Below are 12,953 nucleotides of genomic sequence, written 5' to 3' on the forward strand. Positions count from 1 at the left end.
CTCCCGGCGGGTGTCGACATCCAGATCCAGCTCGTCTGATGGCAGCGCTGTTGGGCAGGAAGCTCGGGATGACGCAGGTCTTCGGCGAGGACGGCCAGGTCGAGCGGGTCACGGTCGTGGAGGCCGGTCCGTGCCGGGTCACCGGCATCCGGACCCACGACCGCGACGGGTACGAGGCCGTGCAGATCGGCTTCGGCGATGTCAATCCCAAGCGGTTGACGAAGCCCGTGCTCGGCCAGATGAAAGGTGCTGGTGTATCGGTGCGCTACATCCGCGAGATGTCCGCCGACAACATCGATGATCATAAAGTTGGCGATACCCTCGATGTCGATCTGTTCAACGCCGACGATCTGGTCGATGTGACGGGCTGGTCGAAGGGCCGTGGCTTTGCGGGCGTTGTGAAGCGCTACAACTTCCGTGGCGGCCCGCGCACGCACGGTCAGTCCGACCGCGAGCGCGCTCCCGGCTCGCTTGGCGCTGGCACCAGCCCGGGCAAGGTCTGGAAAGGCAAGCGCATGCCCGGTCGGATGGGCAACGACCGCAAGACAGTCCAGCGGCTGCGCGTGGTGCGCGTCGACGGCGATCGGCACCTATTGTTGATCAAAGGTTCGGTTCCGGGGGCGAAGAATGGCCTCGTCTATGTTCGCCGGACAGTGAAGCCCAAGAAGTAGGTGAGAAACATGCAAGCAACACTGTATAACCAGACCGGCGCACAGATCGGAACCATCGAGCTCGATGATTATATTTTCGGTATCGAACCGAATGTGCCGGTTATGCACCAGATGATGGTGTTCCAGCGGGCGAATGCTCGCCAGGGCACGCACAGCACGCGCACGCGCGGTGAGGTGCGCGGCTCAACCCGAAAGCTCTATCGGCAGAAGGGCACCGGACGGGCGCGTCAGGGCGCGATTCGCGCGCCGCATCACTCCGGTGGTGGCGTGGTGTTCGGCCCGAAGCCCCGCGATTACACCAAGCGCATGCCGCGCAAGATGCGGCGGCTGGCGGTGCGCTCAGCGCTCTCGGCCAAGCAGGCGGCGGGCGAGATCCGCATTATCGACGCGCTGGCGCTGGAGACGATCCGCACCAAGGCGGTGGTCGAGATGCTGAATGCGTTCGAGATGGGCAAGAGCAAGACGCTGATCGTGCTGCCTGAGAAGAACGAGGCGATCGCGCGATCGGCGAATAACCTGCCGAACGTCAAGACGCTCAACGCGATGTATCTGAACGTGATCGACCTGCTTAAGTACGACTATGTGCTCATGCCGCAGGGCGCGCTTGAGAAGATCAGCGCCTGGCTGGGCAACAGCCCTGTGGCGCAGGATGAGGAGGCCGAATAATGAACGCCCATAAGATTATTATTCGCCCCGTGATCACCGAGAAGAACACGCGCTTCAACGAGATTGGCAAGTATACCTTTGAGGTCGCGCGCGAGACGAACAAGATCGAAGTCAAGAAGGCGATCGAGGAAATCTTCGGCGTCACCGTCAAAGACGTAAACATTGTCAACGTACGGGGCAAGCTCAAGCGCCGCCGCACCCGCCACGGCATTACTCAAGGCTTTACGCGGGATTGGAAGAAGGCGATTGTGACGCTCGCGCCCGACAGCAAGCCAATTGAAATCTTCGAAGGGGTCTAAGCATGGGCATCAAGCGATATAAGCCAACTTCGGCTGGCCGACGTGGCATGAGCGTCTCGACCTTCGAGGAGATCACGAAGTTTGAGCCGGAAAAGTCGCTGCTGGAGCCGAAGAAGCGCACAGGTGGCCGCAACAACCAGGGCCGCATCACGGCGCGGCACCGTGGCGGCGGTGCGTATCACCACTATCGGATCATCGACTTCAAGCGCAACAAGCCTGGCGTTCCGGCCACGGTCGTCGGCATCGAGTACGATCCGAACCGCTCGGCACGCATCGCGCTGCTGGAGTACAGCGACGGCGAGAAGCGCTACATCCTCGCGCCGCTCGGCCTGAACGTCGGCGATACCGTTATGTCGGGGCCGACGGCGGAGGTGCGCGTGGGCAATGCGCTGCCGCTGCGCAATATTCCGGTCGGCTCGCAGATTCACAACATCGAGCTGCAAATCGGCAAGGGCGGCCAGATCGTCCGCTCGGCGGGCACCGTCGCGCAGTTGATGGCGAAGGAAGGCAACTATGCCACGCTGCGTCTGCCTTCGGGCGAGATGCGGATGGTCCATCTCAACTGCATGGCAACGCTCGGCCAGGTGGGCAACCTCGACCACCAGAATATCGTGATCGGCAAGGCGGGGCGCAACCGCTGGCGGGGCATTCGTCCGCACGTTCGCGGCTCGGCGATGAACCCGATCGATCACCCGCATGGAGGTGGCGAGGGTCGCGCGCCGCGTGGCATGCCGCCCAAGACCAAGTGGGGCAAGCCCGCGTACGGCGTGAAGACCCGCAACAACAAGCAGACCGATAAGTATATCGTTCGGCGACGGAACGAGAAGTAAAACAGGTACCGGGATAGAGGGGTGCAGCGCGTGCTGCCGGAGGAGCGGGGCTGATGCTCCACCTCTGCCTTCTCCCCAAACGAAGTTCAAAGTTCGGAGTTCAAAGTTCTACGTTGAATCTAATCTTGAGCTTTGGACCTTGAACGTTGAACTGGTCGAAAAGGAAGGGTTATCTATGTCTCGCTCATCCAAAAAGGGACCGTATGTTGATCTGCGCTTGCTGGGGCGCGTCGAGATGTTGAATCGCTCGAACGACAAGCGCGTGCTCAAGACCTGGTCCCGCGATTCGACCATCTTCCCGCAGATGGTTGGTCACACGATCGCTGTGCACGATGGTCGTCGCCACGTTCCGGTGTTCATCTCCGAGAACATGGTTGGGCATAAACTTGGTGAGTTCGCGCCCACCCGTTTTTTCCGCGGCCACGGCGGTAAGAAGGCCGACAAGCGCGGCAAGATGAAGTAGGAGCCAATGATGCAAGCTAAAGCTATGCTACGCGGCTTCCGTATGTCGCCGCAGAAGGTACGTCTTGTGGCCGATGTGGTGCGCGGAAAGCGTGTAGATCAAGCCCTCGCGATTTTGCGCAACATGCCCCACAAGGCCGCGCACGAGATTTATCGCACCGTCGCGTCGGCTGCGGCCAACGCCGAAAATAACTTCCACATGGACCGTGAGGATCTGGTGATCAAGACGATCATGATCGATGAAGGACCGGCGATCAAGCGGATGCATGTGCGTGCGCGAGGTCGTGCGAATATCATTCGCAAACGATCGAGCCATATTACCGTGGTCGTGGACGACGGTCAGGAGTATTAAATGGGTCGCAAAGTACATCCCATTGGTTTTCGTCTAGGCTACATCAAAGATTGGCAGTCGCGCTGGTACGCCGACCGCAACTATGCTGAGCTGCTGCAAGAGGATCGGCACATTCGCGATCTGGTGCATAAAGAGCTGGACGGCGCTGGTGTTTCGCGCGTTGAGATCGAGCGCGCCGCCAACAAGGTCGAGGTGACGATCCACACCGCAAAGCCGGGCGTGGTCATCGGCAAGCGCGGCCAGAACGTCGATGTGCTCAAGGGCAAGCTGGAGAAGCTGTCGGGCAAGAAGATCAAGCTGAACATCAGCGAGATCCACCAGCCTGAGCTGGACGCTCAGCTTGTCGCCGAGAGCATCGCCGAGCAGATCACCAAGCGTGTCTCGTTCAAGCGCGCGATGAAGCAGGCCACGCAGCGGGCGATGCGTTTGGGTGCCGAAGGCATCATGGTCAAGTGCTCCGGGCGCCTGGGCGGTGCCGAGATGGCGCGCTTCGTCTATGACATGCAGGGCCGGATTCCGCGCCACACGCTCCGCGCCGACATCGATTACGCCGTGGTGCATGCGCACACAACCTATGGTCGTATCGGCGTCAAGGTGTGGATCTACAAAGGCGAGGTCTTTCCGAGGGCCGACGGCACACTGGAGCGCGCTGAGCCGGCTCGCCGCCAGGCAGCGCCGCTGCCGGACGAGGGCCGTGATCGCGGTCGCGGTCGGGGCCGGGGTGCCGGTGGCAACGAGGGCGGCGGCGGTGGCCGTGGTCGGGGTCGTGGCCGTGGCGGTCAGGGCCAGCCTCAGGCTCAGCAGGCGACGACGAGCGACGAATAATCGAGAATAAGGAACAACAGAACAAAGAGAAACGCTAGAAATACCTTGTTCTCTGTTCTTGGTTCTTTGTTTTGAACGGCTAGAGGGTATTGATATGTTGATGCCAAAGCGGATGAAGTACCGCAAGATGCACCGAGGCGTGCAAAAGCGCACCAAGATTTCGGGGCGCGGCACGACGGTGGCTTTCGGCGACTTCGGGCTCATGGCGGTAGAGCAGGCGTGGATCGATAGCCGCCAGATCGAGGCGGCGCGTCGTGCGATCACGCATTACGTGAAGCGCGGTGGTAAGGTGTGGATTCGCATCTTCCCCGATAAGCCGATCACGCAGAAGCCTGCCGAGACGCGCATGGGTTCGGGTAAGGGCGCGGTGGAGTACTATGTCGCCGTCGTCAAGCCGGGCCGCGTGATGTTTGAGCTAGGCGGTGTCCGCGAGGATGTCGCTACGGCGGCCTTGCAGCGCGCGGCGCAGAAGCTGCCGATCAAGTGCAAGATCATCGCGAAGGAGACGGCAGGGGAGGTTCCGCACGATGAAGGTGAATGAGATTCGTCAGCTCGATAGCGGGCGGCTACAAGAGCGCTTGCGTGAGATCGATCAGGAATTGTTCAACCTTCGCTTCCAGAAGGAGACGGGCCGCCTGACGAATACCGCGCGCTTCGGGCAACTCAAGCAAGAATATGCCCGCATCAAGACCATCCTGCGCGAGCGCGAGCTGGCACAGGCTGAAGGCGGGAGGTAAGCATGGCTCAGGGACAGACAGGCGAGCGGGCCGTCAACCGCAAAGAGAAGGTTGGGCGGGTCGTCTCGAACAAGATGGATAAAACCGTAGTGGTCGCCGTAGACTACCTGCGCCCGCACCCGATCTATCGCAAGACGGTGCGCAAGACGCACAAGTTCTACGCCCACGACGAAGAGAATCGCTGCCAGATCGGCGACACGGTGCGGATCGAAGAAAGCCGCCCGCTGAGCAAGCTGAAGCGCTGGCGCGTGGTCGAGATCATCGGTAACAAAGATCAGCCAATCGCGATCAAGGACGCCGAGGCTGAGCTTGCGTCCGATGACAATCAGATCGCTGAGTAAGGAAGGTAGGTGCAGGCGTGATTCAGCCACAGACTCGTTTGAAGGTGGCCGACAACACCGGTGCCAAAGAGATTATGTGTATTCGCGTGCTGGGTGGATCGAAGGTGAAGTCCGGCTCAGTCGGGGATATCATCATCGCGTCGGTCAAGGATGCGGCACCCGGCGGCAACGCGAAAAAGGGCGAGGTTGTGCGGGCCGTGATCGTGCGCGTGTCGAAGGAATATGGTCGGCCCGACGGCTCACATATTCGCTTCGATGATAACGCGGCGGTCTTGATCCGGCAGGACGGCAACCCGCGCGGCACCCGCATCTTCGGGCCAGTTGCCCGCGAGCTACGCGACCGGCAGTTCATGAAGATCGTGTCGCTCGCGCCCGAAACGCTGTAACACCCGGCAGCAGGAGCAGCACGCCGCAGGTTTTGGTACAATATCCTATCCTGCTGGCTCTGGTTGCAGACCGTGCCGGATGAAGATAGCTGACTGCCAAGATAGAGGTTGATATGCACGTCAAGACTGGTGACGAAGTCTTGGTTATCTCTGGGAAGAATAAGGGCCGCCGTGGCAAAATCACGCGGTCGATCCCCAGCAAAGACCGGGTTGTCGTCGAAAATGTAAACATGGTCAAGAAGCACATGAAGCCGCGTGGTCCGCGCCAGCGGGGCGGCATCATCGAAGTCGAAGCGCCGCTGCATGTTTCCAATGTGATGCTGGTCTGCCCGAGCTGCGGCAAGGCAGCGCGCACCGGGTATCGCATCCTGGAGGGCGAGGGCAAAGTCAGCCGCCGCAAGGTGCGCTACTGCAAGGCGTGCGACGCAGCTATTGATCAGCCGAAGAATGCTTAGTTGATGATTTGTAATCTGTAATGCAGGATTGGGAAGACCAATAACCGGTTGCCGATTGCAAATGAGGGTGTTATGGCTGTACGAATGAGGGAAAAGTATCAGCGGGAAGCCGTACCTGCGCTGATGAAAGAGTTCAACTTCCAGAATATTATGGAAGTGCCGCGTATCGAGAAGGTCGTGCTGAACATCGGCATGGGCGAGGCGTTGCAGAACGCCAAGTCGATGGATGCCGCTGTCGGCGACCTGACCGCGATTGCCGGGCAGAAGCCGGTGATCACCCGCGCGCGCAAGTCGATTGCGAACTTCAAGCTGCGCCAGGGCCAGGCGATCGGCGCAATGGTGACGCTGCGCGGCGATCGGATGTACGAGTTCCTGGATCGGCTGATCTCGATCGCGCTGCCGCGTATCCGCGACTTCCGTGGCGTGAGCCGCCGGTCGTTCGATGGCCGTGGGAACTACAGCATCGGCCTGCGCGAGCAGATCGTGTTTCCCGAAATTGACTACGACAGGGTTGACAAGCTACGTGGCCTGGAAGTCGCGATCGTGACTTCTGCGAGAAACGATAACGAAGGCTATGCTCTGCTGAAGCAAATGGGTATGCCGTTCCGTGACTAAAATGCACCGGAGCTAGCAACCGCGAGGTTGAGCGGCTACCGTGTGAGGAGGAATCTACTTTGGCTCGCAAAGCGTTAATCGTCAAGTCCCAGCAGACTCCGAAGTACGCCGTGCGCCAGCGCAATCGGTGCAATCGGTGTGGTCGTTCGCGTGCAGTGTATCGAAAGTTCGCTCTCTGCCGTATTTGCCTTCGTGAGATGGCCCTGCGCGGCCTGATTCCGGGCATGACGAAGTCGAGCTGGTAATTGAGCAGCGCTGTACGAAATATTGACATTGAATCGTGCAGCACCGTTCGCTCCATGGGGAGGACTTGACCGTGAGTTTTAATGATCCAATTGCCGATATGCTGACACGCATCCGCAACGCATGCATGCAGCGCCATGCTACCGTGACGATGCCGAAGTCGAAGCTGAAGGTTGCTATCGCCGAAATCCTGAAGCAGGAAGGCTTTATCAGGGATTTTACGGTACAGCCAATGGACGGCAAAGCGTTTGAAAATATTGTGATCACGCTGAAGTACAGCGCCGATCGGGAGCCAGTGATTACCGGGCTGAAGCGCGTAAGCCGCCCAGGTCTGCGGATCTACTCGAAGCACGCTGATATTCCCCGCGTGCGTGGCGGAATGGGTCTTACCATTCTGTCGACGCCCAAGGGTGTGATGAGCGGCTACGAGGCATGGCGACAGAACGTTGGCGGTGAAGTTCTGGCGTACGTCTGGTAAATCCTGCGGGCGTTCGCTAGAGCGCCCGGCCTATCTGGGGAAAAAGCGGGCGCGCGGCTCTTCAACGGGCGCGCTCCGCTAATCACCTAAGGAGTAGAGAGCCATGTCGCGCATTGGCAAGAAGCCGATCTCTGTGCCGAAAGGCGTAACAGTAGATGTCGCGAACAATAATTTCGTGACGGTGAAAGGCCCGAAGGGCACGCTGAGCCAGCAGATGCCGCCTGAGATTAAGATCAATCAGGAGGACGGCACGATCAACGTGACGCGCCCAAGCGAGGAGAAGCGCCACAAAGCGCTGCACGGCCTGACCCGCTCGCTGCTGAACAATATGGTGGTGGGCGTCAGCACCGGCTTCCAGAAAGTGCTGGAGATCAACGGTGTTGGCTACCGCGCCACCAAGACCGGCAAGAATCTGACGATGTCGCTGGGCTTTTCGCATCCGGTGATTGTCGAAGCGCCCGATGGCATCGATCTGAACGTTGGCGAGCGTAACACCGTCATCGTCTCAGGTGCCGATAAGCAGCTTGTCGGCGAGGTTGCCGCCAACATTCGCGGTCTGCGTCCGCCGGAGCCCTACAAGGGCAAGGGCATCAAGTACTCGACCGAGACGATCCGCCGCAAAGCTGGCAAGGCTGGCAAGACCGGTAAGGGCGGCAAGAAGTAACAACGAGAACGGAGAACAGCGGAGCAAAGAACCACGATCCGTCATGGATCACTTTGTTCTATGTTCTTTGTTCTTCCCGATCCTTGATGGCAGTGGATATATTCTCTGCCCGATGCGAGAGGATGTCGCAATATGGCACAGATTAATCGGCGGGAACAGCGGGCCAAGCGCCAGCGCCGCATCCGTTCAAAGATCAACGGAACGGCACAGCGCCCACGCCTGAATGTATTCCGCAGCAATATGCATATCTACGCACAGGTCATCGACGATGTGCGTCAGCACACACTGGTTGCCGCTTCGACGGTGGACGCTTCGATGCGGTCACTGCTGAGCGACAACAACAAGGTCGAAGAGGCGAAGCTGGTTGGGCGGCTGATCGCAGAGCGCGCGCAGGCTGCCGGGATCAAGCAGGTGGTTTTCGACCGAGGCGGCTACCTGTATCACGGTCGCATCAAGGCGCTCGCCGATGCAGCCCGCGAGGCTGGACTGGAATTTTAGTTTCAAGTTCCGAGTTTCTAGTTCCTAGCTATAGCATGACAGCCCGAAGCCTGGAGCTAGGAACTCATAACATGGAACTGTTCTGGAGGAAACGTGGCGAACTCACGAATTAACGCCGAAGACCTGGAGCTTGAGGAGCGTGTCGTCCAGATCAACCGCGTTGCGAAAGTGGTTAAGGGTGGACGCCGCTTCAACCTGAGCACACTCGTGGTAGTTGGTGACGGTAGAGGCAACGTTGGGGTTGGCATGGGTAAGGCGGCTGAGGTGCCCGAAGCGATTCGCAAGGGCGTCGAGGCGGCCAAGAAAAACATGATCCGTGTGGAGCTGGAAGAGCACACCATTCCCCACGAAGTAAGAAGTGAATTTAAGACGGCGCAGGTTGTGCTGTTCCCTGCCGCGCCTGGCACCGGCGTTATCGCGGGCGGTGGCGTGCGCGCGGTGTTGGAGGCGGCAGGCGTCAAAGATGTGTTGACGAAATCGCTTGGTTCCAGCAACAAAGTAAATGTTGTGAAGGCGACGTTTGAGGCGCTCCGACAACTGCGCTCGCTTGAGCAAGAAGCGCGACGCCGCGACCTGACGACGGAAGAATTGCGGCGGCGAATGGGCCGGGCGCGCCGTAGCGAATAAACACTGTCGTCGCTTACGGTCAGCGCGGCCAGCACCGCGCTGATACCTGACGGCGGTTGATGTCTGGAGATAGCAATGGCACAGCTTAAAATTACCTACAAGAAAAGCACCATTGGCTATGCGGAGGACCAGAAGGCGACCGTTCGGTCGTTGGGGCTGCGCAAGCTGAATCAGAGTGTGATCCACGAAGACACGCCGGTGATTCGCGGTATGGTCTTCAAGGTGCGGCATCTGGTGACTGTAGAAGAAATCAACGATGCGTCGCGCGTCTACGACGTGCCAGCAACAGGAAGCGAGCGATAACTCATGAAACTGCATGATTTAAAGCCTGCGCCTGGCTCGAACGATAAAAGCAAGCGCGTCGGACGCGGGCACGGCTCGGGCAAGGGCAAGACCTCCGGGCGCGGTATGATGGGCCAGAACGCACGCGAGGGCGCCGGGCCGCACCGCGCGTTTGAAGGCGGTCAGAACGAGATCACCAAGCGCATGCCGTTCAAGCGCGGCGTTGGTTTCTTCAACCGCTACCGCATCGAGTACAACGTGTTCAACGTCGGCGATCTGGCCGAGTCGCAGCACGATGAGATTACGCCGGATCTGCTGCTGAAGGCGCGGCTGGTCAAGAACTTGAAGAAGCCGATCAAGATCCTGGGCGATGGCGAAGTCACCCGCCCGCTCAAGATCACGGCGCATAAGTTCTCTGCCAGCGCCCGCCAGAAGATCGAGGCGGCTGGGGGTACGGTGACTGAACTCGGAGCGCCGGTTGTCAAGCGCTTACCGCGCCGAGGACGGTTCTAAATCTGTAGCACAGAGGGGCGTGAGCGAATCACGCCCCTTTGGGTGCTCAGCCCTATGTTTTGTGTTACACTACCGTCAGTGAGAGGGAGGGACTTCGCCCTCCCTCTTGTATAATTCAAGGTAATTATTCGACCTCCAGGAGTTGCAACCACAATGCTACAGGCTGTTCGAAGATCATGGCAGATCGCCGATCTGCGAGCCAAAATCCTATTCACGCTGGGGATACTGGCGATCTACCGCGTGATCGCGCACGTTCCGGTTCCGTACACGAACTCGGAAGGCATCCAGCAGTTGCTCAACGACAATGCGCTGCTCGGCATTCTTAACCTTTTTTCGGGCGGCGCGCTACAAAACTTTTCGGTTGCCGCGATGGGTGTGTATCCCTACATTACGGCATCGATTATCGTACAGCTTTTGCAGCCGCTCATCCCCGCGTTGGAAGAATGGGCCAAGGAGGGCGAGGCAGGCCGCAACAGGATTCAGCGGTTGAGCTACTACCTGACGGTGCCGCTGGCGCTGCTCCAGGCGTACGGTCAGACATTGACGATCGCGCGCGGCAGCCAGGGCGGCGGCGGCTTGTTCGAGCAAGGCTTCGACTTCAGCATCACCCAAAACTTCCTGCCGACCTTCACGATCATCCTGACGATGACGGCGGGCACGATGCTGCTGATCTGGATGGGCGAGCTGATCGACGAGAAGGGGATCGGCAACGGTATCTCGATGCTGATCTTCGGCGGAATCGTTGCGAACCTGTATGGATATGTGTACCAGTTCATCCAGGGTGGCGCGGTTGGAAACAATATCTTCGGCTTTGTCGCGTTCCTGCTGATCACGTTGCTGACGATCTTCTTGATTGTGGTCGTGCAAGAGGGCGTGCGACGTATTCCGGTCGAGTATCAGCGGCGTGTGCGCGGCAATAAGGTGTACGGCGGTCAGCGCACGCATATTCCGATGAAGGTCAACATGGCCGGGATGATCCCGCTGATCTTCGCCCAGTCGCTGCTGCTGTTCCCCGGCACGGTCGCCTCGTATTTCTGTAACCTTAGTCTTAAGCCTGAGGAATACACGTTCGGCGATACGATTGCCTGTGGGATCATGAATACGCTCAGCCCGCAGGCAGCCACCAGCAGTATCGTTTACTCGATCTTGCTCTTCTTGATGGTGGTCGGATTTACCTACTTCTACACCGTCGTGCTGTTCGCGCAGCAGAACTTGCCCGAGTCGCTCAAGAATAACGGCGGCTTTATCCCCGGCATTCGTCCCGGCAAGGCCACCGAGGTCTATCTAGGGCGCGTGCTGAATCGGATTACCCTGGCGGGCGCGATCTTCCTGGGTGCCGTCGCGGTGCTGCCCTATCTTACGGCGGGGCTGACCGGCGTTGCCAATGTCGGTGTCAGCTCAACCGCGCTCCTGATTGTGGTCGGTGTGGCCGTCGATACGATGCGACAGCTGGAAGCGCAGTTGATGATGCGCAATTACGAAGGGTACCTGAGCAGCTAGCGCTCATGCCAGGATGGCAATGTTGCTATCGCGGTTCAGCGATGAGCAGATGGAGTAGTGCACCATGAACGTGATTCTCGTCGGCCCGCCCGGTGCAGGCAAAGGTACCCAAGCGGCGGTACTGGAAGAAAAAACACAGTTGAAACATATCGCCAGCGGTGAGCTGTTTCGCCAGCACATGCGCGATGAGACGGAGATGGGCCTGCTGGCGCGATCCTATGTCGATCGCGGCGAACTCGTGCCGGACGATGTGGTGATCGGCATGATCCTGGACCGCGTGTTTCAGGAGGATTGCCGCCAGGGCGTGATCTTTGACGGCTTTCCACGGACCAAAGAGCAGGCCGACGCGCTGGCGAAGGCGCTCGAAGAGCACGACCAGACGATCGACGCGGTGATCTTTCTGAACGCGCCGCGCGATGTGCTGTTGAAGCGGATCGTCGGGCGGCAGACCTGCCGCAGCTGCCAAACGCCGTACAATATCTACTACTCTCCGCCAAGGGAAGAGGGCGTCTGCGATCTCTGCGACGGCGATCTGTACACCCGCTCCGACGATAACATGGAAACCGCCCGCCACCGGCTGGATGTGTATTTTCAGCAGACAATGCCGCTGATCGATCACTATCGCTCGATGGGTCTGCTGCATGAAGTGGATGGCCTGGGCGATATTCACGATGTCACCATGCGGCTGGTGCATGAGCTGGGTATTAAGAACGGGCAGGAGCACTAGCGCCAATGCCGATCGTGCTGAAGTCGCGCAAAGAGCTGGAAAAGATGCGGCGAGCCGGGCGGCTCGTCGCCGAGTGTCATGCGCTGGTTCGCGAAGCGATCAAGCCCGGCGTGACGACGAAAGAGCTTGATACGCTGGTCTATAACCACCTGGAGCGAAACGGAGGCCGCTCGCCGTTCCTGGGCTACCGGATGGCGGGCGCGCCGCCCTTCCCCGGCTCGATCTGCGCCTCAGTCAATGAGGTCGTCGTGCATGGGATTCCAGGGCCGCGCGCGCTTGACGAAGGCGACATCATCAGCGTGGACATCGGCGCGGTGCTGGACGGCTACGTCGGCGACTCGGCGTGGAGCTATGCGGTAGGGACGGTCGCACCAAACGCGCAGGCGCTACTGGATGTTACGGAGCAATGTTTGTGGGCGGCGCTAGGGCAAGCGCGGGCCGGTCAGCGGCTCGGCGATCTGGGCTGGGCGATTCAGCAGCATGCGGAGAGCTACGGCTACGGCGTGATTCGGGCGCTGTGTAGCCACGGCGTCGGGCGGCGCTTACACGAAGATCCGAACATTCCCAACTTTGGCAAGCCGGGAACCGGGCTGATCCTGCGGCCCGGCATGACGATGGCGATCGAGCCGATGATTGCCGAAGGCTCGTACGAGATCGTCGAGCTGGATGATGGTTGGACAGTTGTGACAAAAGATGGTACACTATCTGCGCATTTTGAGCATACCATAGCGATAACGCCGGATGGTGAGCCAGACATTTTGACACAGCGGGTCGATTAACAG

Annotated in this window: 22 protein-coding genes and 1 pseudogene; all 23 read left to right on the top strand. The window is 59.4% G+C overall.

Annotated features, from left to right (window positions below; genetic code table 11):
* Positions 1-38: 38 nt before the first annotated feature.
* The 23 genes and pseudogenes from rplC to map all read left to right on the top strand — a co-directional run bounded on the left by rplC (position 39) and on the right by map (position 12,950).
* Positions 39-671, top strand: a complete 633-nt coding sequence (rplC, locus tag VFZ66_02010; protein HEX6287930.1) for a 50S ribosomal protein L3 — start codon at positions 39-41, stop codon at positions 669-671.
* Between the two features lie 9 nt (positions 672-680).
* The gene (gene rplD, locus VFZ66_02015; GenBank protein HEX6287931.1) at positions 681-1,337 is read left to right on the top strand and encodes a 50S ribosomal protein L4; all 657 of its coding nucleotides are present in this window, start codon (positions 681-683) and stop codon (positions 1,335-1,337) included.
* Positions 1,337-1,636, top strand: coding sequence for a 50S ribosomal protein L23 (gene rplW / locus VFZ66_02020; GenBank protein ID HEX6287932.1), 300 nt, complete (start codon positions 1,337-1,339; stop codon positions 1,634-1,636). The genes rplD and rplW overlap by 1 nt, the downstream gene beginning before the upstream one ends.
* A 2-nt stretch (positions 1,637-1,638) precedes the next feature.
* Positions 1,639-2,466: a 50S ribosomal protein L2 gene (gene rplB / locus VFZ66_02025; GenBank protein HEX6287933.1), complete on the top strand. Its 828-nt coding sequence runs from the start codon at positions 1,639-1,641 to the stop codon at positions 2,464-2,466.
* 175 nt (positions 2,467-2,641) lie between these two features.
* Positions 2,642-2,929 carry a 30S ribosomal protein S19 gene (rpsS, locus tag VFZ66_02030; GenBank protein ID HEX6287934.1) on the top strand — a complete coding sequence of 96 codons (288 nt, stop codon included), beginning with the start codon at positions 2,642-2,644 and terminating at the stop codon, positions 2,927-2,929.
* 9 nt (positions 2,930-2,938) lie between these two features.
* Positions 2,939-3,280: a 50S ribosomal protein L22 gene (gene rplV / locus VFZ66_02035; GenBank protein HEX6287935.1), complete on the top strand. Its 342-nt coding sequence runs from the start codon at positions 2,939-2,941 to the stop codon at positions 3,278-3,280.
* Positions 3,281-3,904 (top strand): annotated as a pseudogene (gene rpsC, locus VFZ66_02040) (30S ribosomal protein S3).
* Positions 3,905-4,199: 295 nt separating this feature from the next.
* A complete protein-coding gene (gene rplP / locus VFZ66_02045) occupies positions 4,200-4,646 on the top strand; it encodes a 50S ribosomal protein L16 (protein HEX6287936.1) in 447 nt (148 codons plus the stop codon).
* Positions 4,633-4,842, top strand: a complete 210-nt coding sequence (gene rpmC, locus VFZ66_02050; GenBank protein HEX6287937.1) for a 50S ribosomal protein L29 — start codon at positions 4,633-4,635, stop codon at positions 4,840-4,842. The genes rplP and rpmC overlap by 14 nt, the downstream gene beginning before the upstream one ends.
* Positions 4,843-4,844: 2 nt before the next feature.
* On the top strand, positions 4,845-5,183 hold the full coding sequence (gene rpsQ, locus VFZ66_02055; GenBank protein HEX6287938.1) for a 30S ribosomal protein S17: 339 nt from the start codon (positions 4,845-4,847) through the stop codon (positions 5,181-5,183).
* A gap of 17 nt (positions 5,184-5,200) precedes the next feature.
* The gene (gene rplN, locus VFZ66_02060) at positions 5,201-5,569 is read left to right on the top strand and encodes a 50S ribosomal protein L14 (protein ID HEX6287939.1); all 369 of its coding nucleotides are present in this window, start codon (positions 5,201-5,203) and stop codon (positions 5,567-5,569) included.
* A 113-nt stretch (positions 5,570-5,682) separates the two neighbouring features.
* A complete protein-coding gene (rplX, locus tag VFZ66_02065; GenBank protein HEX6287940.1) occupies positions 5,683-6,024 on the top strand; it encodes a 50S ribosomal protein L24 in 342 nt (113 codons plus the stop codon).
* 72 nt (positions 6,025-6,096) lie between these two features.
* The gene (gene rplE / locus VFZ66_02070) at positions 6,097-6,639 is read left to right on the top strand and encodes a 50S ribosomal protein L5 (GenBank protein HEX6287941.1); all 543 of its coding nucleotides are present in this window, start codon (positions 6,097-6,099) and stop codon (positions 6,637-6,639) included.
* A gap of 59 nt (positions 6,640-6,698) precedes the next feature.
* Positions 6,699-6,884 carry a type Z 30S ribosomal protein S14 gene (locus VFZ66_02075; protein ID HEX6287942.1) on the top strand — a complete coding sequence of 62 codons (186 nt, stop codon included), beginning with the start codon at positions 6,699-6,701 and terminating at the stop codon, positions 6,882-6,884.
* Positions 6,885-6,955: 71 nt separating this feature from the next.
* A complete protein-coding gene (gene rpsH, locus VFZ66_02080) occupies positions 6,956-7,360 on the top strand; it encodes a 30S ribosomal protein S8 (protein HEX6287943.1) in 405 nt (134 codons plus the stop codon).
* Positions 7,361-7,463: 103 nt separating this feature from the next.
* On the top strand, positions 7,464-8,024 hold the full coding sequence (gene rplF / locus VFZ66_02085; GenBank protein ID HEX6287944.1) for a 50S ribosomal protein L6: 561 nt from the start codon (positions 7,464-7,466) through the stop codon (positions 8,022-8,024).
* A gap of 132 nt (positions 8,025-8,156) precedes the next feature.
* Positions 8,157-8,522, top strand: a complete 366-nt coding sequence (gene rplR / locus VFZ66_02090) for a 50S ribosomal protein L18 (protein HEX6287945.1) — start codon at positions 8,157-8,159, stop codon at positions 8,520-8,522.
* Positions 8,523-8,615: 93 nt separating this feature from the next.
* The gene (gene rpsE, locus VFZ66_02095) at positions 8,616-9,149 is read left to right on the top strand and encodes a 30S ribosomal protein S5 (GenBank protein HEX6287946.1); all 534 of its coding nucleotides are present in this window, start codon (positions 8,616-8,618) and stop codon (positions 9,147-9,149) included.
* Positions 9,150-9,224: 75 nt separating this feature from the next.
* Positions 9,225-9,452 (top strand): 50S ribosomal protein L30, encoded by a 228-nt coding sequence (gene rpmD, locus VFZ66_02100; GenBank protein HEX6287947.1) that lies wholly within the window; start codon positions 9,225-9,227, stop codon positions 9,450-9,452.
* A 3-nt stretch (positions 9,453-9,455) separates the two neighbouring features.
* Positions 9,456-9,944 (top strand): 50S ribosomal protein L15, encoded by a 489-nt coding sequence (rplO, locus tag VFZ66_02105; GenBank protein ID HEX6287948.1) that lies wholly within the window; start codon positions 9,456-9,458, stop codon positions 9,942-9,944.
* A gap of 153 nt (positions 9,945-10,097) precedes the next feature.
* Positions 10,098-11,444 carry a preprotein translocase subunit SecY gene (gene secY, locus VFZ66_02110; GenBank protein HEX6287949.1) on the top strand — a complete coding sequence of 449 codons (1,347 nt, stop codon included), beginning with the start codon at positions 10,098-10,100 and terminating at the stop codon, positions 11,442-11,444.
* A gap of 64 nt (positions 11,445-11,508) precedes the next feature.
* Positions 11,509-12,171: an adenylate kinase gene (locus VFZ66_02115; GenBank protein ID HEX6287950.1), complete on the top strand. Its 663-nt coding sequence runs from the start codon at positions 11,509-11,511 to the stop codon at positions 12,169-12,171.
* Between the two features lie 5 nt (positions 12,172-12,176).
* Positions 12,177-12,950: a type I methionyl aminopeptidase gene (gene map, locus VFZ66_02120; GenBank protein ID HEX6287951.1), complete on the top strand. Its 774-nt coding sequence runs from the start codon at positions 12,177-12,179 to the stop codon at positions 12,948-12,950.
* The last annotated feature ends 3 nt before the right edge of the window (positions 12,951-12,953 follow it).

The sequence above is a fragment of the Herpetosiphonaceae bacterium genome, assembly GCA_036374795.1.
GTDB lineage: Bacteria > Chloroflexota > Chloroflexia > Chloroflexales > Kallotenuaceae > LB3-1.